The following is a 22256-nucleotide window of genomic DNA, read 5'->3' as shown; positions in this document are numbered from 1 at the left end:
TGATGGGCTAGTGTCTTTTCGATGCTGAATCATCGCTGCGGCTGCTCGCTGGCACGCTGTTCCCGCAAGCGCCAGAGCACCTCCGCTTTAATTCTTGGCCAAGACGCTGGTCTATTGGTTTGAAGAAGGAGCAAAATCATAAACGATCTTTACCTGTAAAAAAAGCCGAGCACTGTGCCCGACTTTTCATCAGAAAACGATTTGATTGAATTCACATTAGAAGAGGCCTGCAATCCATGAGAAGATGGAAGCAAAGAACGCTCCGATTCCCTTGATCATACGAACAAACCAGTTATTTCGCTCGACTTGTTCAGCGGCGATGACCGGAACCTTATTATTGGAATGATAAATGTATCCGTAGTGATTGCCGCCCTTTGGCGTGACCTCAGCATAGCCGACGGTTTCACCCTTTTTCACCGGTGCTTCCAAGTTTCCATCCTTGTTCAGCTTCGAACGATCAAGCACGACTTTATAGGTCAGCGCTGAGGATTCACCGTTTAGAACGGCTGCTTTATATGTTTTACCAAAAGCAAGCGGGACGCGATCTTGCTTTCCATCGTGTACAGCAACCGACTTCTGTGTTCCCTTAATCCGCTGATTTTTCTTGGCAAGCGTTTTTTCAGTGAACTGGTTATACCCATAATCAAAAAGGGCGCGTGTCTGTTCAAAGCGCTGTGGATCGGAAGGCGTTCCCATGACAACACTAATCAAACGATGACCATTTCGATTGACTGTACCGGTAAAGCAATAGTCGGCAAGATCGGTATGCCCGGTTTTTAAACCATCAACACCTTCATAGGTAAACTTGGCCATATTGGCACCGAAACCTGGCAGCATGTAGTTCCAGTTTACCATTTGAATTGGTGAGTCAACACCAGCGGTAAATTGTTTCAACGGAATCTTGGAGATTTCCAGCGCATCCGGATAATCTTTTATAATATGATAGGCCAATTTTGCAAGATCTTTGGCAGAAAGTTGATTGCTCGCATCTTTGCCGCCATATGGAGCATCTGAACCAAGATCAACGTTTTCGAGGCCTGTACTGTTAATATATTCAGCGCTCTGCATCCCGAATTTTTTTGCTGTTTTATTCATTAAATCAACAAAATGCTTTTCAGTGCCGCCAACTTTTTCCGCCAAAGCAATCGTTGCACCGTTTGCTGAATAAATCGCCATCGCTTCGTACAATTCGCGAACCGTATAGTGATAGTCCTTTTTCAGTGGAACATTGGAAAAGGATCGATTTTGAGAGATCTTATACGTGTAGTCACTGATCGACACCGGCGTATCCCAAGTCAGCTTTTTCGAGTGGAGTGCCTGCATCACAAGGTATTCGGTCATTATTTTGGTCATGCTGGCCGGAGGATACACGTGATCTGCATCTTTCTCATACAAAATTTGTCCACTGTTAAAATCAACCAAGATTGCCGATTTTGCTTTCAAACCTAGCGGATCTGATGCTGCTTCTGCCTTAGAAGCAAATGGTATCTGAAAGGCAAACGTTAATCCCAGAATTAACGCCAGACTTACCGCCGCAAAACGGCCGAACTTGTTCCTGAACTTCAACCCCTACACCCCCGAAAAATTCGTGCGTGATTCACTTTGCGCGCACATAGAAAAGCGAGGCGATCCTTGACTTTGTCGCCCGCGACTTTTCCAAAGACATTATTTATTTATTGACTCATCAAACCGTATGCAGCGGGTTGATCATTTATTTAAGCGAATAATTCGGTGCTTCTTTTGTAATCTGTATGTCGTGCGGATGACTTTCAATCAAGCCGGCATTCGTAATTCTTGTGAAACGTGCTTGTTCACGCAGCGCCTGTACGGTCGGTGTGCCGCAATAACCCATACCGGAGCGCAATCCGCCAATGAGCTGATAAATCGTATCGGCCAATTTACCCTTGTAAGGTACACGTCCTTCAATGCCTTCCGGAACAAGTTTCTTTGCGTTTTCCTGGAAATAGCGGTCCCTGCTTCCGTGTTCCATCGCGCTGACCGAACCCATGCCGCGATACACCTTGAACTGACGTCCTTGATAAATTTCTTTTTCACCCGGGGTTTCGTCAACACCAGCAAGCAATGAACCAAGCATGACGGCACTTCCGCCTGCCGCCAAAGCTTTCACAACATCACCGGAATACTTAATCCCGCCATCGGCAATGATTGCAACACCATGTTTATCCGCTTCATTTGCACATTCATTAATCGCTGTCACTTGTGGTACGCCGACACCGGCAACCACACGCGTTGTACAAATTGATCCTGGTCCAATCCCGACCTTAACGACATCAACACCGGCATCGATCAGCGCTTTTGTTCCTTCAGCTGTAGCCACGTTTCCTGCAATTAAGCTGACCTTCGGGAACTTTTTGCGAATAGCGTTAACCTTTTGCAAGACGCCTTTCGAATGGCCATGTGCGGTATCAATAACAATCGCATCTGCACCAGAATCCACGAGTTTTTCGACACGAAGCAGGGCATCGGCAGTTACGCCAACTGCTGCTGCAACCAACAAACGACCTTTTTCATCTTTCGCCGAGTTGGGGAACTCAACAACTTTTTCAATATCTTTTGTCGTGATCAACCCTTTAAGCACACCTTGCTCATCAACAAGCGGCAGCTTTTCAATACGGTTTTCATTCAAAATGACTTCTGCTTGTTTTAAGCTCGTCCCAACCGGCGCCGTAACCAAATTTTCTTTGGTCATCATATCGCCGATTCGAAGCGAATAGTCTTTAACAAAGCGCATATCGCGGTTTGTCAGGATGCCGACTAAATGACGTTCGTCCGGGTTGTCCACAATCGGAACACCGGAAATGCGGTATTTGTTCATCAAATGCTCTGCGTCAAAGATCTGATTGTCCGGGGTTAAGAAGAATGGATTGGTGATGACGCCGCTTTCCGAACGTTTCACTTTATCCACTTGATCCGCCTGTTCTTCAATGGACATATTCTTATGAATAACACCCATACCGCCTTGTCGTGCCATTGCAATGGCCATTTGCGACTCAGTGACCGTATCCATTCCTGCGCTGATAATCGGAATCTTCAAGTTCAGGGTGCGTGTCAGTGACGTTTGAACGGAAACATCACGCGGCAGCACATCCGAAGCAGCTGGAATCAGCAACACATCATCAAAAGTAAGTCCCTCTCTTGTAAACTTATCTTCTCTCATCACTGTTTGATTACCCCCATGGATTGGTTGACTTCTTTCCGAAAATTTTATTGATAGCTTATCAAGTGCATTTGCGACTGTCAAGAATACGGAATGATGTTGTATTTTTCTAATAATGATGTGCCTTCGCTAAAAATGGAATGGCAGCGTTAGCCATTAAGTATTCTCATAGGTTCATTCATTATAAACCGTTCTTGCCAAAGGGACACCTGCTTCTTTTTTCCAGTGCCTTTATCTTAGAAAAAAGACGATCCTAGCGCCTCCCGCTATTCCAAGCGTTTGATGGTGACAGGACCGTCCGGTTCAAAGACAAAGACTTGCTGATCACTGCATCGAATGAGCGGGCGTGTCGGATCCTTCACAGGAATAAACGTAATCTCACCCGATCGACCATCGGAAAGCTGAACCTTCATACCGACAAGCAAATCCATCAATGCATCGCATAATTGATCCAAATAGTGCCGGGAGAACCAGCCATAGGAAGATCTTTTAAAACGATCTAATGCCGTGATGAACCGTTCGGGGGAGACGGTTTCGAACTGTGACCGAAAATGCGCACATAAAGCGAGTATTTTCCCGTTTGGCGAAAGCTGCGTACTTTTCAAGTTAAGCGGATAACCGCTCCCGTCTTCCCGCTCGTGATGCTGAATGATCGCTACTAAAGTTTCCTGCTTAAGGGTCGCCATTCCCTTCAGCATTTTGTAACTGTCTATAACATGTCGCTTGTACAGCATCAAGTCATGTTCGGATAATCTTTCCTGCCGTAAAAGTGACGGAGGCAGTTTGGCCAGACCGCAATCGCAAAGCATACCGGCAAGACCGAGCTGGACGCAGTCGCCATCCGTAAGACGAAGCTTTCGCGCGAAAAAGGCCGTGATCAGGCCAAGTTGGACACTGCGCTCCGCGATACTCGTTTTGCGCACCCGCTGAAGTAAAAGGTCCCTCAAATGCGCCGGTCTCGCTAATAACTGATGCATCAACGGAAGCATCGCTGAACGAAAAGCACCGATCGACACACGCCCACCTGACTGCCACTGTTGAAAAAATCGCTGAGCGTCGTTTACGGACTGTCTGTATCTAAGTACAAAGGGACTTATTCTTGCTTGTGGCGTGCCCTGTGCAGAGACAGGGATCTGTCGTTCCCTATTGCTCTTTTCACTCTGTCCAGCCAATGCTGGGTGCGGCGTATTCACGCGATCCACATCAACCGTGTCAATCAGAAACGCCTTAAGAAACTCGAGATGCATCGCATCAAGCACCGTGTCCGCCTTCATCAGCGGTTTGGTTGATTTTGCGTACACATCCTTGCGCAAAACACAGCCCGGCCTCAGTTCTGCAGTCTTTACGATCACGCCGTCTCACCTCATTGCCAAGTTTTACACCGTCACACTTCGCTATTGCCATCACCGCTTGGACTCTCGTCGCCATTGGCTTCGTTGTCCTCAACTTCATCCTCACTGTTCTGGATACGCGCAATGGTAGCCACACTGTCGCCTTCATCAACCCGAATCAAGGTAACGCCCATTGTGTTTCGGCCAAGCTGAGAGATTCCGGATACCGGCATACGTATAATCACACCATTGGCGGTGATGATCATGAGATCTTCACTTTTGGAAACCGTACGCAGCGCGATCAGTCCGCCATTTTTATCCGTAATATTGCATGTTTTTAATCCCTTGCCGCCGCGCGTTTGCGGTCGATATTCGTCACAAGGGGTACGCTTGCCGTATCCGTTCTCCGTAACGATCAGCACATCTAGGTGATCGTCGGCTATGCCCATGCCAACAACTGAATCGCCCTCATCAAGGGTAATCGCTTTGACACCGGCGGCCGTCCGGCCCATCGCACGGACATCGGTTTCGTGATAACGGATCGCCATCCCTTTTTTCGTGCCAACGATGATATCGCAGCTGCCGTCCGTTAAGCGCACGCTGATCAACTCATCCTCCTCACGTACCGTAATCGCGAACAAGCCACTCTTGCGTATGTTTGAGAAGTCGGAAAGAGGGGAACGCTTCGTAATCCCGTTTTTCGTCAGGAAGACAAGGAAATGCTTCTCATCGAAATCTTCAACAGGGAAGAAGGCCGTAATGTATTCATCCTTCTGAATCTGAATCAGATTAATGATGGGGATGCCTTTGGCTGTCCGCCCCAGTTCCGGAATCTGATAACCTTTCAGCTGATAAACGCGTCCCTTATTCGTGAAAAACAGGATGTGGTGATGGGTGTTGGTCTGGAACAAATGTTCAACAAAGTCGTCCTCGTTCGTTCCCATCCCCTGCATGCCGCGCCCGCCGCGGTTCTGGCTGCGGTACGCATTGACCGGCATCCGTTTCACATAGCCGTTATGCGACACTGTGATCACGATGTCTTCGCGTTCGATTAAATCCTCATCTTCAATCATATCGTCACCGACGGTAATTTCCGTACGGCGCGTATCATTGTATTTTTCCTTAATCTCACGCAGTTCTTTGCGAATAATATGCAGTACTTTTTGTTCATCCGCGAGAATGGCTTTGAGTTCTGCAATCCTTTTAACAAGTTCTGCATATTCTTGTTCAATCTTCTCGCGTTCAAGACCGGTTAGGCGTTGCAGGCGCATGTCGAGAATCGCTTGAGCTTGAATCTCGGTAAGGTCAAAATTGTCCATCAATCCTTGACGAGCGATGTCCGCCGTCTTAGAATGACGAATTAACGCAATCACTTCATCCAAATGATCAAGGGCGATGCGCAATCCTTCCAAGATGTGTGCACGTGCTTCCGCCTTTTTCAGTTCAAACGCTGTTCGGCGGCGAATAACCGTTTCTTGATGTTTCAAATAATAGTGCAGACATTCCTTTAAGTTCAGAATGCGCGGGCGTCCGTCCACCAGTGCCAGCATGTTAATTCCAAAGCTTGTCTGGAGCCCTGTATGTTTATACAGATTGTTCAGCAGAACATTCGCATTGGTGTCGCGCCGTACTTCGATGACCATACGCATTCCTTGGCGATCTGACTCATCGCGCAAATCCGTGACGCCTTCAATTTTCTTATCGCGAACAAGCTCTGCAATCCGTTCGATCAGCTTTGCCTTATTGACTTGGTAGGGCAGTTCGGTCACGATGATGCTCTGTTTGCCGTTGGCGCTTTCCTCAATTTCTACTTTTGCACGGACAATAATTGAGCCGCGTCCGGTCCGATACGCGCGCCGGACACCTTCGCGTCCCAAGATTAATCCTCCGGTTGGAAAATCAGGACCCGGGATATACTGCATCAGTTCTTCAATGGACATCTCAGGGTCTTTGCTGAGCGTGAGAACCGCATCAATGACTTCACCTAGTTGATGAGGCGGGATGTTGGTTGCCATACCGACAGCAATTCCAGATGCTCCATTAACAAGTAGATTTGGAAAACGTGCAGGCAGTACTTTCGGTTCTTCCTCGTTGTCATCATAGTTCGGTTGAAAATCGATCGTGTCTTTGCGAATATCGCGGACCATTTCCATCGATATTTTAGACATACGCGCTTCGGTATAACGCATTGCTGCCGCAGGATCGCCGTCAACGGAACCGAAGTTGCCATGCCCGTCCACCAGTTCGTAGCGATAGCTGAAGTCTTGCGCCATACGCACCATCGTATCGTAAACGGCTGAATCACCATGCGGATGGTATTTACCAATGACCTCGCCGACGATACGCGCTGATTTCTTATACGCCTTATCTGATGTAATGCCGAGTTCATTCATGGCGTACAGAATACGCCTGTGTACCGGCTTCAGACCGTCACGCACATCAGGTAATGCACGACTGACAATAACGCTCATCGCGTAGCTCAAGAATGAATCACGCATTTGTTTGCCTATATTGACCGGTTTGACCCGGTGTTCATCTTGCTCTGCCATTTTATTTCCTCCTTGCTTTAATCAAACGGTTCCACAAACCGATCATACGTCCAAATTCTGTGCATAAACCGCATTTTTCTGAATGAAGTCGCGCCGCGGTTCGACGCGGTCGCCCATCAGCATTTCAAAGGTCTGATCTGCTTCAATGGCATCTTCAAGATTCACCTGCAGAACAAGACGATTTTCCGGATCCATCGTTGTCTCCCAAAGCTGTTCCGGATTCATTTCCCCCAGACCTTTATAGCGCTGGAGCGCAGGCTTTACATTTTGTGGAAGATTGCTCTGAATCCGTTTCAAATCATTATCATCATAGGCATATAGAAGCGTTTTGCCATATTGAACACGGAAAAGGGGAGGCTGAGCAATATAGACATAACCATTCTCAAGCAGCGGACGCATGAACCGATAAAAGAATGTGAGCAGCAAGGTACGAATATGTGCACCGTCAACGTCCGCATCGGTCATGATAATAATTTTATGGTAGCGCGCTTTTTCTAAATTAAATTCATCGCCGATGCCTGTTCCAAGTGCTGTGATCATCGCCCGAATTTCAGCATTCGATAAAATTCGATCCAGACGCGCCTTCTCAACATTTAGAATTTTACCGCGTAACGGGAGAATCGCCTGAAACATGCGGTCGCGTCCTTGCTTTGCGGAACCGCCGGCTGAATCACCCTCGACGATGTACAACTCGGAGATGCTTGCATCCTTTGATGAACAATCTGCGAGTTTTCCTGGAAGAGAAGAGACTTCCAAACTGCTTTTGCGCCGCGTCAATTCACGCGCCTTTTTCGCAGCTGTACGTGCGCGAGAAGCAATTAACCCCTTGTCAACAATCAAACGCGCGACATCCGGATTTTCGAGCAGATAACGCGAAAAAGCTTCTGAGAAAAGCGTATCGGTAATCGCTCGAACTTCGGAGTTGCCTAGTTTGGTTTTCGTCTGTCCTTCAAATTGCGGATCCGGGTGTTTGATCGAAACAATGGCCGTCAAGCCTTCGCGAACATCATCTCCGGTTAGGTTCGGATCACTGGCTTTGATTAATTGGTTCTTTCGTGCATAATCATTAATCACACGAGTTAATGCTACTTTAAAGCCATATTCGTGAGTCCCGCCTTCATGGGTGTGAATATTATTGGCGAATGAGTACAGTTGGCCGGTGAATCCGCTGTTGTATTGCATCGCAATTTCGACCTTGATGCCATCCTTTTCTCCCTCAAGATCAATTGGTTCATGGATGACTTCCTTGGATCGATTAAGAAATTCTACATAGGAGCGGATGCCGCCTTCATAGTGATACGTATCCCGTTTTCCTTCTTCACGCCTGTCTTCAATCGAAATACGAATGTTTTTATTAAGAAAGGCCAGTTCGCGTACACGAACACGCAATGTATCGTAGTCAAACGTTGTCGTGTCTTTAAAGATTTCCGGATCGGGTTCGAAATGGGTGGTCGTTCCTGTTTGCTCCGAATCACCAATAATTTTCAAATCGGCAAGTGGTTTTCCGCGATGGTATTCCTGATAATAAACATGGCCATTACGATAAACCTTCACCCACATTTTTGTCGATAGCGCATTAACGACCGACGCGCCGACACCGTGAAGTCCACCGGATACCTTATAACCGCCACCGCCGAATTTTCCTCCGGCATGAAGCACGGTCATAATCACTTCAACAGCCGGCCTGCCGACCTTCTTCTGAAGGTCGACCGGGATGCCGCGTCCATCATCCATAACCGTAATGCCGCCTTCTTTTTCGATAATCACTTGAATATGGCTGCAATATCCGGCGAGTGCTTCGTCAATAGAATTGTCCACAATTTCCCAAACCAAATGATGGAGGCCCTTTTCGCCGGTTGTGCCAATGTACATCCCAGGTCTTTTCCGAACCGCTTCAAGCCCTTCAAGAACCTGAATCTGGCTGGCATTATACGATTGTTTTTGTTCTTGATTTTCGCTCATCTTAACCCACCTAACTTGGTGTTATCTGAGAATCTTTCATTCTCAAATGCAGAATCATAAATTTATGAATACCGGTATGTCTTCCGGACTACACTAAAACCTAAGTCGCTAGTCCCTCCATAGGACGAGCAAAAGCGCAATGTCAGCCGTTTGCGGTTGATCATTCCCCGTTGCATTTGATCTCTCCTTGGTGTATGTAAAAAAGCTGCGACCGATCAATCAGTGCGTGATCCAATCCGTCCACCGATGTTGTCGTAACAAAGGTCTGCACCTTTTCCTGAAATACACCGAGCAAATGCGTTTTTCTAATATCGTCCAGTTCACTCAATACATCATCAAGCAGAAGGATCGGATATTCGCCCACTTCATGGTTAATCAATTCAATCTCCGCAAGTTTCACAGAAAGAGCAGTTGTTCTCTGCTGCCCTTGAGAACCAAAGGCCTGCACATCCTTGTCATTAACGAAAAAACGCAGTTCATCGCGATGAGGACCGAACAAAGTGGTACCGCGGTCCAATTCTCTTTTTTTAAGCCGTTCGTAACTGCACCTAAAAGCTTCTTCTATTTTTGACGAATCGGCTTTATCTAATACCTCTGGTACTGAAGATTCATAGACAATCGACAAGTGTTCCATGCCGTGGCTGATTTCTTTCTGAATCGGCGCCGCCCACTCATTAAGCTGCGCGACAAAAATAAGCCGCCGTTTCACAATTTCAGAAGCAAGTGAAATCAATCGATCAGTCAATATATCGAGAAAGGTCGTGTCGCCGTGTGCTTTTCCCACTGATTTTCTCAGCAGTGCATTCCGCTGTTGAAGCACTTTTTGATAGTCACCGAGATGATGCATGTAGACCGGTGCAATCTGACCCAGCTCCATATCAATAAAGCGCCGTCGTACTGAAGGACTTCCCTTCACGAGATTAAGATCCTCAGGAGCAAACATAACGACATTACACAAACCGATATAATCGCTGAGCCGTCTTTTCTCAATATGATTAGCTTTGGCTTTCTTTCCCTTGCCGGAGATCGTTAATTCAAGAGGAATGGATTGACCACGCCTAGTTATTCTACCTTTTATTTTACCATACTCCTGGTCCCATTGGATTAAATCTTTATCATGGGTCGTTCTCGGCGATTTTGCAATTGCAAGGACGTAGATGGCTTCAAGCAGATTTGTTTTTCCTTGTGCATTCTCGCCCAAAAAAACATTCACAGAGCTAGAAAAAGACAGCTGTAAGCTGTCATAATTTCTGTAATGTGCAAGTTCGATCGACTCTAGTTTCATTGTGGGGCAACTCCCCTCTAGCCGCGGCAAATCATGTATTCATACGCATCGGAAATTTTGATGCGATCGCCCTCATGGAGCTTCTTTCCGCGTCTGTTTTCCTGTTCTCCGTTAACGAAAATTTCCGTCTCTGCCAAAAAATGCTTGGCTTCGCCGCCGGTCTGAATCAACCCTTCGTACTTAAGTAATTGCCCCAAGGTGATGAACGCAGTTCCGGCTTTTAATTGAACCTTTTTCAATGTCTTGCCTCTTTTCTTTGCTTACTTGGCATAAAGTTATTGTAACAAAAATAGAATAAGGACATGAAATCGGTCTTGTACCTGAATTAGAACGTGCGGATTGGAAGAATCAGCATCAAAATATTCTCATCGCCAATTGGACGAATAATGATTGGCCGCATCGGGCCGACAAAATGAATCCGGACACTTTGCGCATCCATTTTTCCCAAGGCATCCATCATAAATTTAGCGCTAAAAGAAATACGCAGCGGTTCTCCGTCAAAACGTTCCGGGACGAGTGTTTCAAAAACGCGGCCTAATTCCAGTGATTGTGAGGAAATTTCAACCTGGTTGCCTTCTGCCCGCAGCTTAACCACATTGTTCCGTTCTTCTTTAGCAAGCAGCGAGGCACGTTCAATGGCACGGTACAAATCTTTCGTGGCCAGATCAATGGTCGTTTTGCTTTCAGTCGGAATCAGGCGACTCGTATCCGGATAATTACCATCGAGCAGACGCGAGTAAAACTGTACATTGTTGCTCTTAAATAAAATTTGGTTGGCAGTCATGACGATATCCACTAATTGTTCATCATCATCATCAAGAATTTTCGACAGCTCGTTTAGGCTTGATCCTGGAATGACCAAGATATGCGCTCCGGAAGCTTCACCATTTTCCACGCTCACCGAACGTTGAGCAAGTCGGTGACTGTCCGTAGCGACGCAGCTGAGTTTTCCATCGTTAATCATCCATTTGACACCGGTCAGTACCGGCCGCGTTTCTGTTACAGACACGGCATAGACCGTCTGTTTGATCATATCCTTTAACAAGTCTTTTCGGATCCGAAATGCATCGCTTCCGTTAATGATCGGCAAATTCGGATATTCCTCCGGATCAAGACCATTAAGACTGAATTCCGTCGACCCTGAAGTTATTTTTGCGATAAATCGGCTGTCTACTTCAATATGGACATCTTCATCCTGCAGTTTCCGTACCAGTTCAGAAAACAATCGGGAAGGCAGCACGATTTGACCTGGGGTGTGTACAATTGCATTTTCATTACCGTCTTCTTCAAGAGGAATGAAGGTCTGAATCGAGATATCTGAATTGCTTCCGGTTAACGTAATCCCATCTCTTCCTGAGGTGATTTTTACCCCTGTCAAGATCGGAATGGTTGTTTTCGAAGAAATAGCTTTCATCACACGATTAACTGCGTCGGCAAGCTTATCTTTTTGGACGGTACATTTCATAGCGAGTGCCGCATTCGAATTCGAGTCTTGCAATTCTTGCATCCTTGTTGCCTCCAAATCTTATAGTTAAAGAATTAAAAATAGTAATCATAATAGTAGAGCCTGTGAATATGTTAGTAAGTGATCTGGACTAGGGTTTTACGCCTTATCCACATGTTGATAAGTTGTGGATAAAATTGGGGGTGTGCCGGCAAATTATACACACCCCTGTTCAAAAAAAAACATTAGTTTTTATCATTGCGCTTTAATTGGCGCTTTCAGCTGGTCAATCAATGCATTCACTTTTTTCTGCAATTCACGGTCAACGGAAAGCTGTTTGGTGATCTTTTCATGGGCATGAATGACCGTGGTATGATCTCTTCCGCCAAACTCTTCGCCAATCTTAGGCAGTGAATAATCCGTCAGTTCTCGTGACAGATACATCGCAATTTGTCTTGGAAATGCAATCGATTTCGTCCGTTTTTTCGCAGCGAAATCTTCCAGCCTCAAATGATACTCCTCACCGACGGCCACCTGAATATCTTGAATCGTTATCGTCTTCGGACGTGCGGTCGGAATGATATCCTTGAGCGCCTCCGCAGCCATATCGACATTGATATCCTGATTATTCAGCGATGAAAAAGCAATCACGCGAATCAGCGCGCCTTCCAACTCACGAATGTTTGTATCGATCTGATTGGCGATATAGATCATCACTTCATTCGGGATATCGAGTCCCTCGGCTTTCGCCTTTTTCCGAAGGATGGCAATACGCGTTTCCAGATCAGGCGGTGTAATATCCGTGATCAGTCCCCATTCGAAACGAGAGCGCAGCCGATCTTCAAGGGTCGGAATTTCTTTTGGCGGCCGGTCACTGGAGATGACAATCTGTTTGTATTCCTCATGAAGCGCGTTAAACGTATGGAAAAATTCCTCTTGGGTTTGCTCCTTGCCGGCCAGAAATTGAATGTCGTCGATCAGCAGGACATCGACACTTCGATACTTATTGCGAAATTCAACCGTTTTGTTGTCCCGAATGGAGTTGATGAACTCATTGGTGAATTTTTCAGATGATAGATAAACAACGCGGGCAGAAGGATTATGGTCGATGACATAATGACCGATCGCATGCATCAAATGAGTCTTGCCAAGGCCGACACCGCCATAGATAAACAACGGATTATAAGCCTTTGCCGGAGCTTCTGCCACGGCAAGCGAGGCAGCGTGGGCAAAGCGGTTGCCCGACCCGATGACAAAGGTTTCAAACGTGTTCTTTGAATTCAGCATGCTGTTTCCGAATTCTTCGGATCGATGCGGATTCCTTTGCTGCATCCCTCCATAGGGATTGTCGCGATTATTCGCGTTGAAGCTCATTCCATCACTCTTTCCTTTATTCTTTATAGCGGATGCGCTTCCGTTCTCCCGGTGCTTGCTCGGAATAATGAAGCGGATCGTGTAGCGGGATCCTGTGAGTTCATAGAGAATATCGGAAATCAGTTTCGCATAATGCTCCTCCAGCCAATCGCGTGAAAAATCATTGGGCACGCTCACAATCATCATTTGACCATTAATCGACTGAGCTCGCGTTTCTTTCAACCATGTTTCAAAGCTTGGTTTGCTCAGTTTCTTCTTAATGATTTCTAGGGTTTGCATCCATAGTTCTTGAAGGTTGTTCAAAGGTTAGCGGCCCTCCTTTATAAATTGTACGGTCCATTAAAATTCGCACTGCCGGAGATCTGCAGACGAATGATTCGAGGTATCAAAGCAATAAAAATGAAATAAAAAAAGATGCCGAGCAGCAGTGAAAGCATACAAACAGCTTTTTACTATACTGCGGCTAAGCAACCGGTCATTGCTGCTGCCTTTTTATTTTGCTCCGTGAGCACGGATCTTTACACATTCTTATCCACAAATCCTGATGCACGTCATTAGGCTATAATAAGCTGATTAAACAAGTTATCAACAAGGTGCATAGTTTTGTGGATAACTTGCATACACAGGTGTGAGCAACTGTCCACAAAATTATCCACAAGTGGTGGAAAACTTTTTTTTGAAACTCCCGTTATACCAAACAAATGCACTACGATCATATCAAAAAACTGCTTTTAAAGCAATGATCGACAAATGTTATCCACAGTGGATATCTTTATACACAAAAAGGTTATACACAAGGGGCGATAATGTGAAAAAAATGTCGATAAACGGTGTGGAAAAACGAATTGTGGAAAAAATAATCCACAGAGTAAGGGTATAAAAGAGGGAACAAACCGCGCGTTGACTTTTTGTGTGGATCTATTTATAATTAGTCAGACTGGTTTTTGAAAAAGCCGATGAATGAATTTGGCTGTAAGGGAACGTAAAGGTTTTTGACGAGTCCAGTCGATGAAAAAACGATACATGAGGGAACGAATTCCTGATGGATCGCTTTGCGTTTCATGGCAAATAGAAAGACAACCGGCTGAATAGCTGAATTGAGCGAATGCGGTATTTTCAGCATTTGCAATAGAATCATGTGATTTGTCGGCAACTTTAAAAGAACAACTGGGAGGTGTATCCATTGAAACGTACATTCCAACCGAATAACCGTAAAAGGAAAAAAGTTCATGGCTTCCGCGCACGGATGGCAACCGCTAATGGCCGTAAGGTATTGGCAGCACGCCGCCGCAAGGGAAGAAAAGTTCTGTCAGCATAAAGCCACTGTGTGACCAGCAGTGGTTTTTTTACACGATTAAGAGTGCTGCTGGTCGAACGATATCGGTAACATGACGAATCAATAAACAAGAGCTATAGGGCCATTGCAGGATGAAAGGTTTATTGATTTGATGATTAAATGGCGACAGAATTGAGAATCATAGGTCGGGTGGGGTGAAAATGAATAATGCGCGCATGAGTAATTTTGCTGCGCGAGCATTTTTTCATTGGACAACCTTGTCATTCCGATCTTTTTCTTTATACTAAAAGAGTATCATTGGCTCAAGCCTGGCTATGCGCCGGAAAGCGCGTCCGAGTCTGAGATTTGATCACTACTATTAATAAAGCAGGAACGTCCCATTGGAGGGACAAATGAAGATGTTAAAACGATTAAAGAAAAATCATGAGTTCCAAGTCGTCTTTCAAGAAGGAAAGTCGTTTGCCAATCGGCAGTTTGTCGTTTATGTGCGCAAGCAGAACGGCAAGCTTTATTCAAGGCTGGGTCTGTCCGTAAGCAAAAAAATGGGCAATGCCGTGATGCGCAATCATATCAAACGGTATATAAAAGAAATTTTTCGTGAGTTTGCGGACAGGCTTGAAGCGGGTAATGACTACATTATTATTTCTCGTAAGCCGGTAAGCACGATGACCCATCAGGAGATGCGGAAAAGCCTGGTTCATGTGCTGAAGAAAGCACGTGTTCTGCATGACTCCCGCAAAATTCCGCAACTATGAAACACGTATTCATTTTTATCATACGCTTGTACCAGAAGTTCATTTCTCCTTTTACACCGCCGTCCTGCCGGTTTTATCCGACGTGCTCGCACTATGCAGTAGAAGCATTCGCGCGCTTTGGCGTTATAAAAGGAGGGTGGCTGACGATCAAGCGTTTAGTGAAATGTCAGCCTTTTCATCCGGGCGGGTATGATCCCGTACCTGAAAAGTGCACCCATAAAAAGACGGGCATGTCGAGGCATCGTTCGGATTGATCGAGGAGGTAGAGTTTTGAAGAAGAAGTTATTCGCTGTAAGTTCACTGGTGCTGATGGCTGCACTGCTTGCAGGTTGTACCGATCTAAACAAGCCGATCAATGACAGCAGTACCGGTTTTTGGAGTCAGTGGTTCGTTCTGCCGCTGTCTAAGTTCATCATCTCTGTAGCGCATCTGTTTTGGAACAGCTACGGACTGGCGATCATCATTACAACGATTATCGTACGGCTTGTTCTGCTGCCGCTGATGGCGAAACAGGTGAAAAGCTCTCAAGCAATGCAGCAATTACAGCCGAAAATTAAAGCGTTACAGGAAAAATACAGTTCAAAAGACCAAAATACGCAAAAGAAGCTTCAAGAAGAACAGATGAAGCTTTTTCAGGAGCATAGCGTCAATCCTTTGGCGGGCTGCCTACCGATCTTAATTCAGATGCCGATCCTGTTTGCTTTTTATCAGGCGATCATGAGAACGTCGGAAATCAAGACACAGTCCTTTCTATGGTTCCAGCTCGGTTCTGCCGATCCATTCTATATTCTGCCGATCATTGCCGCAGCAACGACGTTCCTGCAGCAGAAGATCATGATCGGACGAATGGGCAACACCAATCCGCAAATGTCGATGATGTTGTATGTTTTCCCAATTATGATTGCGGTTCCGGCGTTTTATTTCCCATCCGCGCTTGCGCTGTACTGGGTTGTCGGAAATATTTTCATGATTTTCCAAACCTATATTATCTATGAAAAGCAGGATGACAATAAGGACAGTAAAGCTGTAGGAGGCGCCAAGCAGAAGTGAGGGAAGTTACCAAGTATGGTAAAACAGTTGCCGAAGCGGTGTCCTTCGCCCTCAAAGAATTAAATGCAACTTCAGATCAAGTGACCAGCACGGTCCTTGAACAACCAAGAAAAGGATTCCTTGGTATCGGCGCCCGCAAAGCGCTGGTGAAGGTTACCCTAACAAAGACGCCCTTTGACTATGGGATTGACTATCTAACGGAAGTGATCAATAAAAGCGGCTTAACCGTCAAAATTCAAGTCATTGAACGCGGCGCGCAGGTTTGTCGATGTGTACTGGTCGGCAAAGATGCTGCGCAATTGATTGGCAAGCATGGAGCAACGTTAAATGCGCTTCAAACATTAGCGGATCACGTTGCGGCAAAAGAAGCGAAGCAGCATGTCACGTTCTTTTTGGATGCGGAGCATTATCGGGAGACGCGCAAGCAGGCACTGGTCACGCTTGCGAAGCGAATGGCTAAGAAGACGCTGCGCACCAATCATCCGCATCGCTTGGAGGCCATGCCCGCATTTGAGCGTAAAATTGTTCACCAAGCCTTGGCGAACAATCCTAAAATCCAAACGTTTTCTAATGGGGAAGAACCTAAGCGTTATCTAACGATAGCCCCGCGTCGTTCATGAATAGATGAAATGAAAAAAGCACGCAGCTCGCGCGCTTTTTTTCGTGGAGGCATTGGGTTTCTGTAAAAAGCGATGCATCTGCGCGTTAAGGTTTTTCATTTGACGGAAAAATAATGTATGATAGTGTTTGAAAAAGTTTGTACAAAATTAAGAGAATCGTTGTGCTTCTTCATGCATGGTGAAGAAGTGCCGTTTCATATAGACGGGCTGCTCTTGGAAACTGCTTTGTTCGATACGGATCGCAGAGAGCGCAGCATGACAACAAAACCAACTGGAGTAACAAATAAACGGTGAATTAATAAAGGACGGAAACGGAAAGGAGTGATAAAATTGGATTACGATACAATTGCAGCCATTTCCACACCAATCGGCGAAGGGGCGATCAGCATTGTACGCCTGAGCGGTCCGGAAGCTGTGCATGCCGCGGATCGCCTGTTTCACGGACGAAAGCGCCTTGTTGAGGTGGACAGTCACACGATTCACTATGGGAAAATTGTCGATCCCGAAACCGGCCAGACTGTTGAAGAAGTTATGGTGTCTGTGATGCGGAAACCGAAGACGTTTACACGAGAAGATGTGGTTGAAATCAATTGCCATGGCGGATTGACCAGTGTGAACCGGGTGCTTGAACTAATTCTGGATCAGGATGTACGACTGGCTGAGCCGGGTGAATTCACGAAACGTGCCTTCCTGAATGGACGGATCGACTTGTCTCAAGCCGAGGCGGTTATGGATTTGATCCGAGCGAAAACCGATCAGGCGATGAATGTCGCAATCGGGCAAATGGAGGGAAAGTTGTCACAGTTGGTTCGCAAACTCGGACAGCAGCTGCTTGACATCCTTGCGGCAGTTGAGGTGAATATCGACTATCCGGAATATGACGATGCGGAAGTGATGACGAATCAACTCCTGATTGAAAAGGGTACAGCGGTGCGCAAGGAACTGGACCGCGTCCTTGCAACCGCGCGGCAAGGGAAAATCCTGCGCGAAGGACTTTCAACCGTCATTGTCGGCAGACCGAATGTCGGTAAATCGTCACTGCTCAATCAGCTTGTTCATGAATCCAAAGCGATTGTAACCAATGTTCCGGGTACAACGCGGGATGTCATTGAAGAGTATGTTAATGTACGCGGCGTACCATTGAAACTTGTTGATACGGCCGGGATTCGTGATACGGATGACGTTGTAGAAAAAATCGGTGTGTCGCGATCAAAGGAATTATTGAAATCAGCAGAGCTTGCGTTGCTGCTGATCAATGGGAATGAACCATTAACAGAAGAGGACCGACAATTATTTCAGATGATCGACGGCATCCCGGCAATTATTTTGATGAATAAAGCGGATCTGCCGCAGCAAGCCTCTATTGATGAGGTTAAGGCATTAGCAGGCGATCATCCGGTACTTCAAACCTCTATGATTAGTGAAAAGGGCTTGGAGGAACTTGAGCAAGCGATTGCCCACTTGTTTTTTAGCAATAGTGTTGCCACAGGCGGTGAGGCTTATGTGTCCAATACGCGGCACATTGCGCTGTTAAAACAAGCGCGTCAGGCAATCAATGATGCAATCGAGGCTGCCGAGCAGGGGATGCCGGTTGATATGACGCAGATTGATATAAAACGTTCTTGGGATTTGCTAGGCGAAATTGTCGGTGAAACGGTATCCGATCGTTTAATTAATGAATTGTTCTCGAAGTTTTGCTTAGGAAAATAACTGCAGACCGATTAAAAATAAATGAATGTTACAAAGAATGGAGGATTGAAGATGAAAACCTATGAAGCCGGAACCTATGATGTCATTGTTGTTGGCGCAGGGCATGCCGGAGTAGAAGCCGGGCTTGCCTCAGCACGGATGGGTGCAAAAACATTGATGCTGACAATCAGTCTTGAAGGCGTTGCGTTTATGCCATGTAATCCTTCTGTCGGCGGTCCGGCAAAAGGTGTCGTTGTTCGTGAGATTGATGCGCTTGGCGGTGAGATGGGGCACAATATCGATAAAACGTATATCCAAATGCGCATGCTGAATACGCGAAAGGGACCGGCTGTTCGCGCGCTGCGGGCGCAAGCGGACAAGCAATTGTACCAACGCGAAATGAAGAAAACGATTGAAGAAACGGAAAATCTGACTTTAAGGCAGGGCATGGTTGATCACTTAGTTGTTGAAGACGGGATTTGCCAAGGTGTCGTTGTAGCTACCGGCGCAACGTACCGCGCAAAATCGGTGGTTTTAACAACAGGAGTCTATCTAAAGGGAAAAATCATTATTGGCGAGCTGCAGTATGAGAGTGGTCCAAACAATATGCAGGCCTCGGTTAAATTGTCCGACCACCTTAAAGAACTCGGGTTCGACATTGTTCGCTTTAAAACAGGGACACCGCCACGTGTCAATGGACGAACAGTCGATTATTCGAAGACGGAAATCCAGCCGGGGGACGATGCGCCTCTTGCATTTTCTTATGACACAACAGAATTTATCAAAGATCAGATTCCATGTTGGCTGACCTATACGAATTTGAACACCCATAAAATCATTCAAGAAAGTCTGGATCGATCACCGATTTACTCCGGAGCAATTGTCGGTACCGGTCCAAGATACTGTCCGTCTATTGAAACCAAGATCGTCCGTTTTAATGATAAAAACCGGCATCAGCTGTTCCTCGAACCGGAAGGAAAAGCCACCAAAGAGGTGTATGTGGATGGGCTGTCTACGAGTATGCCCGAGGAGATTCAGCGAAAAATGCTGGCAACGATCCCTGGACTGGAAAAGGCCGAGATGATGCGCCCAGGCTATGCGATTGAGTACGATGCGATTGTTCCGACCCAGCTGTGGCCATCGCTTGAAACAAAGAAAGTCGGCGGTTTGTTTACAGCTGGCCAGATTAATGGAACCTCCGGCTATGAAGAAGCAGCCGGGCAAGGGCTGATCGGAGGAATTAATGCAGCACGAAAAGCGCTGGGCAAAGAACCGCTGATTCTCGATCGTTCCGAGGCATATATTGGGGTATTAATCGATGACTTGGTTACAAAGGGAACGAAAGAACCTTATCGTCTGCTGACCTCGCGTGCTGAGTATCGTTTACTTTTGCGTCATGACAATGCCGATCTTCGCTTGACGGAGATCGGGCATGATATTGGTTTGATCTCGGAAGAACGCTACGCACGGTTCGCGCACAAACGGCAGATGATTCAACAAGAGCGTCAGTATTTTGCTGTGACATCGATTAAACCCTCGGAAGCGTGTCAGGCGCTCTTAAATGCTCGCGGCGCAGCACCACTTCGCGAACCGGTAAAGGCTGAACAGCTACTGAAGCGTCCGGAATTAACTTATCAGGATGTGGCAAGTATCCTTCCAGAGCATGGAAAAATTTCGACTGAAGTTGGCGAACAGGTTGAGATTCAGGTTAAGTATCAAGGGTATATCAACAAACAGCTGCAACAAGTTGAGAAGATGAAACGGATGGAAAGCAAGAAAATTCCTCAAGACTTGGACTTCAGCAAGATTGACGGACTGGCAACAGAAGCGAAGCAGAAATTAGCGAAAGTTCGTCCGATTTCCGTTGGTCAGGCATCACGCGTGTCTGGAGTTAATCCAAGCGACATCGCGATATTGCTCGTTTATCTTGAAGAAGGAAAACTTGCAAGGCGAACAGGCTGATCTTTATTTTGGGAGGATGTTATGGCAGGATTAGAACAATTGCTGAGTCAAAATAAGATTCAATTAACGCAGCAGCAAAGCCATCAATTCCAGCGATACTATGAACTGCTCGTTGAGTGGAATGATAAAATGAACTTGACAGCAATTACCGATCAGAAAGAAGTTGTGATTAAACACTTTTTTGACTCGCTCACCCCTTGTTTTTATTTCTCGATGCAAAAGGTACAGACGCTCTGCGATGTCGGCTCAGGCGCAGGATTTCCAGGAATACCAATGAAAATTCTGTTTCCCGAGCTACACCTAACCATTGTCGATTCACTAAAGAAGCGGCTGACCTTTTTGCAGACCGTTGCTGATGAGCTTGATTTAAAGGATATTTCACTTCATCACGACCGTGCCGAAACCTTTGCACGAAAAACGGAGATGAGGGAACATTTTGATGTTGTTACGGCACGGGCAGTTGCAAAATTATCAGTACTCTCCGAATACTGTCTGCCGCTTGTTCATCTGGGCGGAACCTTCATTGCCTTAAAAGGGAGCAACGCTGATGTTGAAGCAGAGCAAGCAGATCACGCGATCAAGCTTCTTGGCGGGGAAATGAGTCGGATGATTTCCTTAGAACTTCCCGAAGCGAGCGGAAAACGTTCGTTAGTCTTTATTGGTAAAAAAGAGGCTTCGCCAAAAAAGTATCCAAGAAAACCGGGTGTACCGATGAAGGATCCGCTCTAAATGTTTCACGTGGAACGAAAAAAGGACTCAGCGGTTGCGGGAAAAAGAGTACAAGTTAGAGCAAAGGTGGTGGTGCGAGTATGAAAAATCGTTTGTCCAAACTCTTTAATCATAATGATCAGGATGAAACGGCTGTTGCACAAGAGGCAGAACAGGCTCAAGAACAGGAACGCGTTCAAGAGATTGCGGTTTCGTCCATCACACCCAATCAGTATCAGCCTCGTTCCATTTTTGATGAGGAGAAGCTACATGAGCTTGCAGCAACAATTGACGAACATGGGATCATTCAACCAATCATCGTTCGCCCATTAGATGATCGGTATGAAATTATTGCCGGGGAGCGGCGTTGGCGGGCGGTATCCTACCTTGGCTGGGAAACGATTCCTTCAATAATCAAACCGTTAAGCGACGATCAATCGGCATCAATTGCACTCATTGAGAACTTGCAACGTGAGGAATTGACCGCTATTGAAGAAGCTGCGGCCTATGCACGTTTAATTGAAATTAACGGATTAACTCAGGAAGGTTTGGCAGAAAAACTAGGCAGAGGCCAGTCTACTATTGCCAATAAATTACGTTTATTGAAATTGCCTGCATCCGTACAAAATGCAATACTCGAAAAAAAGATTAGTGAGCGTCATGCTCGCGCTTTAATCGCTTTGAAAGATCCTGAACTGCAAGAGAAAATGCTTCAGGAACTGATCACAAAACAATTGAATGTGAAGCAAACAGAAAAAAGGGTCAAACAGTATTTGCAGAAAAAAGAAGACAAAAAGGATACTGAAGGAAAGAAAGCCAGACGGCGGGCATTAAGCAGAGACTCTCGTATTGCTGTAAATACGATTCGACAATCTGTTCACATGGTTACAGACTCCGGGCTTGATATTGATACACACGAAGAAGATATGGGTGATTTCTATCAATTTACCATTCGTATTCCAAAGAAAAAATAATTAAGATTTCTTATGGAGCCATCCTTGAGGCTCTTTTTTTTACAGGAATTAGATTTTAACCCGTCCAGTGTCTTGGCC

General features: G+C 46.0%; 19 protein-coding genes. 10 read left to right on the top strand and 9 right to left on the bottom strand.

Translation table 11 applies throughout. The features are described from left to right. Nucleotides 1–216: 216 nt before the first annotated feature. From SIN01_RS09390 to dnaA, 9 genes are all read right to left on the bottom strand, one after another. Complete coding sequence (locus tag SIN01_RS09390; RefSeq protein WP_010024260.1) at nt 217–1566, bottom strand: serine hydrolase; 1350 nt, start codon at nt 1564–1566, stop codon at nt 217–219. Between the two features lie 145 nt (nt 1567–1711). Then, complete coding sequence (gene guaB, locus SIN01_RS09385) at nt 1712–3178, bottom strand: IMP dehydrogenase (protein ID WP_010024257.1); 1467 nt, start codon at nt 3176–3178, stop codon at nt 1712–1714. A gap of 266 nt (nt 3179–3444) precedes the next feature. Then, nucleotides 3445–4530, bottom strand: a complete 1086-nt coding sequence (locus tag SIN01_RS09380; protein WP_010024255.1) for an HD-GYP domain-containing protein — start codon at nt 4528–4530, stop codon at nt 3445–3447. 32 nt (nt 4531–4562) lie between these two features. After that, on the bottom strand, nt 4563–7058 hold the full coding sequence (gene gyrA / locus SIN01_RS09375; protein WP_010024254.1) for a DNA gyrase subunit A: 2496 nt from the start codon (nt 7056–7058) through the stop codon (nt 4563–4565). A gap of 42 nt (nt 7059–7100) precedes the next feature. Then, nucleotides 7101–9020, bottom strand: a complete 1920-nt coding sequence (gyrB, locus tag SIN01_RS09370; RefSeq protein WP_010024252.1) for a DNA topoisomerase (ATP-hydrolyzing) subunit B — start codon at nt 9018–9020, stop codon at nt 7101–7103. 160 nt (nt 9021–9180) lie between these two features. Then, nucleotides 9181–10305 (bottom strand): DNA replication/repair protein RecF, encoded by a 1125-nt coding sequence (recF, locus tag SIN01_RS09365; RefSeq protein WP_010024251.1) that lies wholly within the window; start codon nt 10303–10305, stop codon nt 9181–9183. Between the two features lie 17 nt (nt 10306–10322). Continuing rightward, the gene (gene yaaA, locus SIN01_RS09360) at nt 10323–10544 is read right to left on the bottom strand and encodes a S4 domain-containing protein YaaA (RefSeq protein WP_010024249.1); all 222 of its coding nucleotides are present in this window, start codon (nt 10542–10544) and stop codon (nt 10323–10325) included. 86 nt (nt 10545–10630) lie between these two features. Next, nucleotides 10631–11812 carry a DNA polymerase III subunit beta gene (dnaN, locus tag SIN01_RS09355; protein WP_010024247.1) on the bottom strand — a complete coding sequence of 394 codons (1182 nt, stop codon included), beginning with the start codon at nt 11810–11812 and terminating at the stop codon, nt 10631–10633. Between the two features lie 192 nt (nt 11813–12004). Next, nucleotides 12005–13426 carry a chromosomal replication initiator protein DnaA gene (gene dnaA, locus SIN01_RS09350; RefSeq protein ID WP_010024245.1) on the bottom strand — a complete coding sequence of 474 codons (1422 nt, stop codon included), beginning with the start codon at nt 13424–13426 and terminating at the stop codon, nt 12005–12007. 880 nt (nt 13427–14306) lie between these two features. Between dnaA and rpmH the strand changes: the two genes are divergently transcribed. From rpmH to noc, 10 genes are all read left to right on the top strand, one after another. Beyond that, a complete protein-coding gene (gene rpmH, locus SIN01_RS09345) occupies nt 14307–14441 on the top strand; it encodes a 50S ribosomal protein L34 (protein ID WP_010025605.1) in 135 nt (44 codons plus the stop codon). A 371-nt stretch (nt 14442–14812) separates the two neighbouring features. Continuing rightward, nucleotides 14813–15175: a ribonuclease P protein component gene (rnpA, locus tag SIN01_RS09340; RefSeq protein ID WP_029548213.1), complete on the top strand. Its 363-nt coding sequence runs from the start codon at nt 14813–14815 to the stop codon at nt 15173–15175. After that, complete coding sequence (gene yidD / locus SIN01_RS09335) at nt 15172–15429, top strand: membrane protein insertion efficiency factor YidD (protein ID WP_010025609.1); 258 nt, start codon at nt 15172–15174, stop codon at nt 15427–15429. Before rnpA ends, yidD begins: the two co-directional genes overlap by 4 nt. Before the next feature lie 16 nt (nt 15430–15445). Next, complete coding sequence (spoIIIJ, locus tag SIN01_RS09330) at nt 15446–16225, top strand: YidC family membrane integrase SpoIIIJ (protein ID WP_010025611.1); 780 nt, start codon at nt 15446–15448, stop codon at nt 16223–16225. Continuing rightward, nucleotides 16222–16845: an RNA-binding cell elongation regulator Jag/EloR gene (gene jag / locus SIN01_RS09325; RefSeq protein ID WP_010025612.1), complete on the top strand. Its 624-nt coding sequence runs from the start codon at nt 16222–16224 to the stop codon at nt 16843–16845. The genes spoIIIJ and jag overlap by 4 nt, the downstream gene beginning before the upstream one ends. A 117-nt stretch (nt 16846–16962) precedes the next feature. After that, nucleotides 16963–17139: a hypothetical protein gene (locus SIN01_RS15045; RefSeq protein ID WP_156994725.1), complete on the top strand. Its 177-nt coding sequence runs from the start codon at nt 16963–16965 to the stop codon at nt 17137–17139. Nucleotides 17140–17175: 36 nt separating this feature from the next. After that, nucleotides 17176–18555, top strand: a complete 1380-nt coding sequence (gene mnmE, locus SIN01_RS09320; RefSeq protein ID WP_010025613.1) for a tRNA uridine-5-carboxymethylaminomethyl(34) synthesis GTPase MnmE — start codon at nt 17176–17178, stop codon at nt 18553–18555. Nucleotides 18556–18606: 51 nt separating this feature from the next. Beyond that, complete coding sequence (gene mnmG, locus SIN01_RS09315; RefSeq protein WP_010025615.1) at nt 18607–20496, top strand: tRNA uridine-5-carboxymethylaminomethyl(34) synthesis enzyme MnmG; 1890 nt, start codon at nt 18607–18609, stop codon at nt 20494–20496. 21 nt (nt 20497–20517) lie between these two features. Continuing rightward, nucleotides 20518–21225: a 16S rRNA (guanine(527)-N(7))-methyltransferase RsmG gene (rsmG, locus tag SIN01_RS09310; RefSeq protein ID WP_010025617.1), complete on the top strand. Its 708-nt coding sequence runs from the start codon at nt 20518–20520 to the stop codon at nt 21223–21225. 80 nt (nt 21226–21305) lie between these two features. Further along, nucleotides 21306–22178: a nucleoid occlusion protein gene (gene noc, locus SIN01_RS09305; RefSeq protein ID WP_010025619.1), complete on the top strand. Its 873-nt coding sequence runs from the start codon at nt 21306–21308 to the stop codon at nt 22176–22178. Nucleotides 22179–22256: the final 78 nt, after the last annotated feature.

Source organism: Sporolactobacillus inulinus, from assembly GCF_006539285.1.
Classification (GTDB): domain Bacteria; phylum Bacillota; class Bacilli; order Bacillales; family Sporolactobacillaceae; genus Sporolactobacillus; species Sporolactobacillus inulinus.
This window is presented reverse-complemented; position numbering and strand designations above follow the sequence as displayed.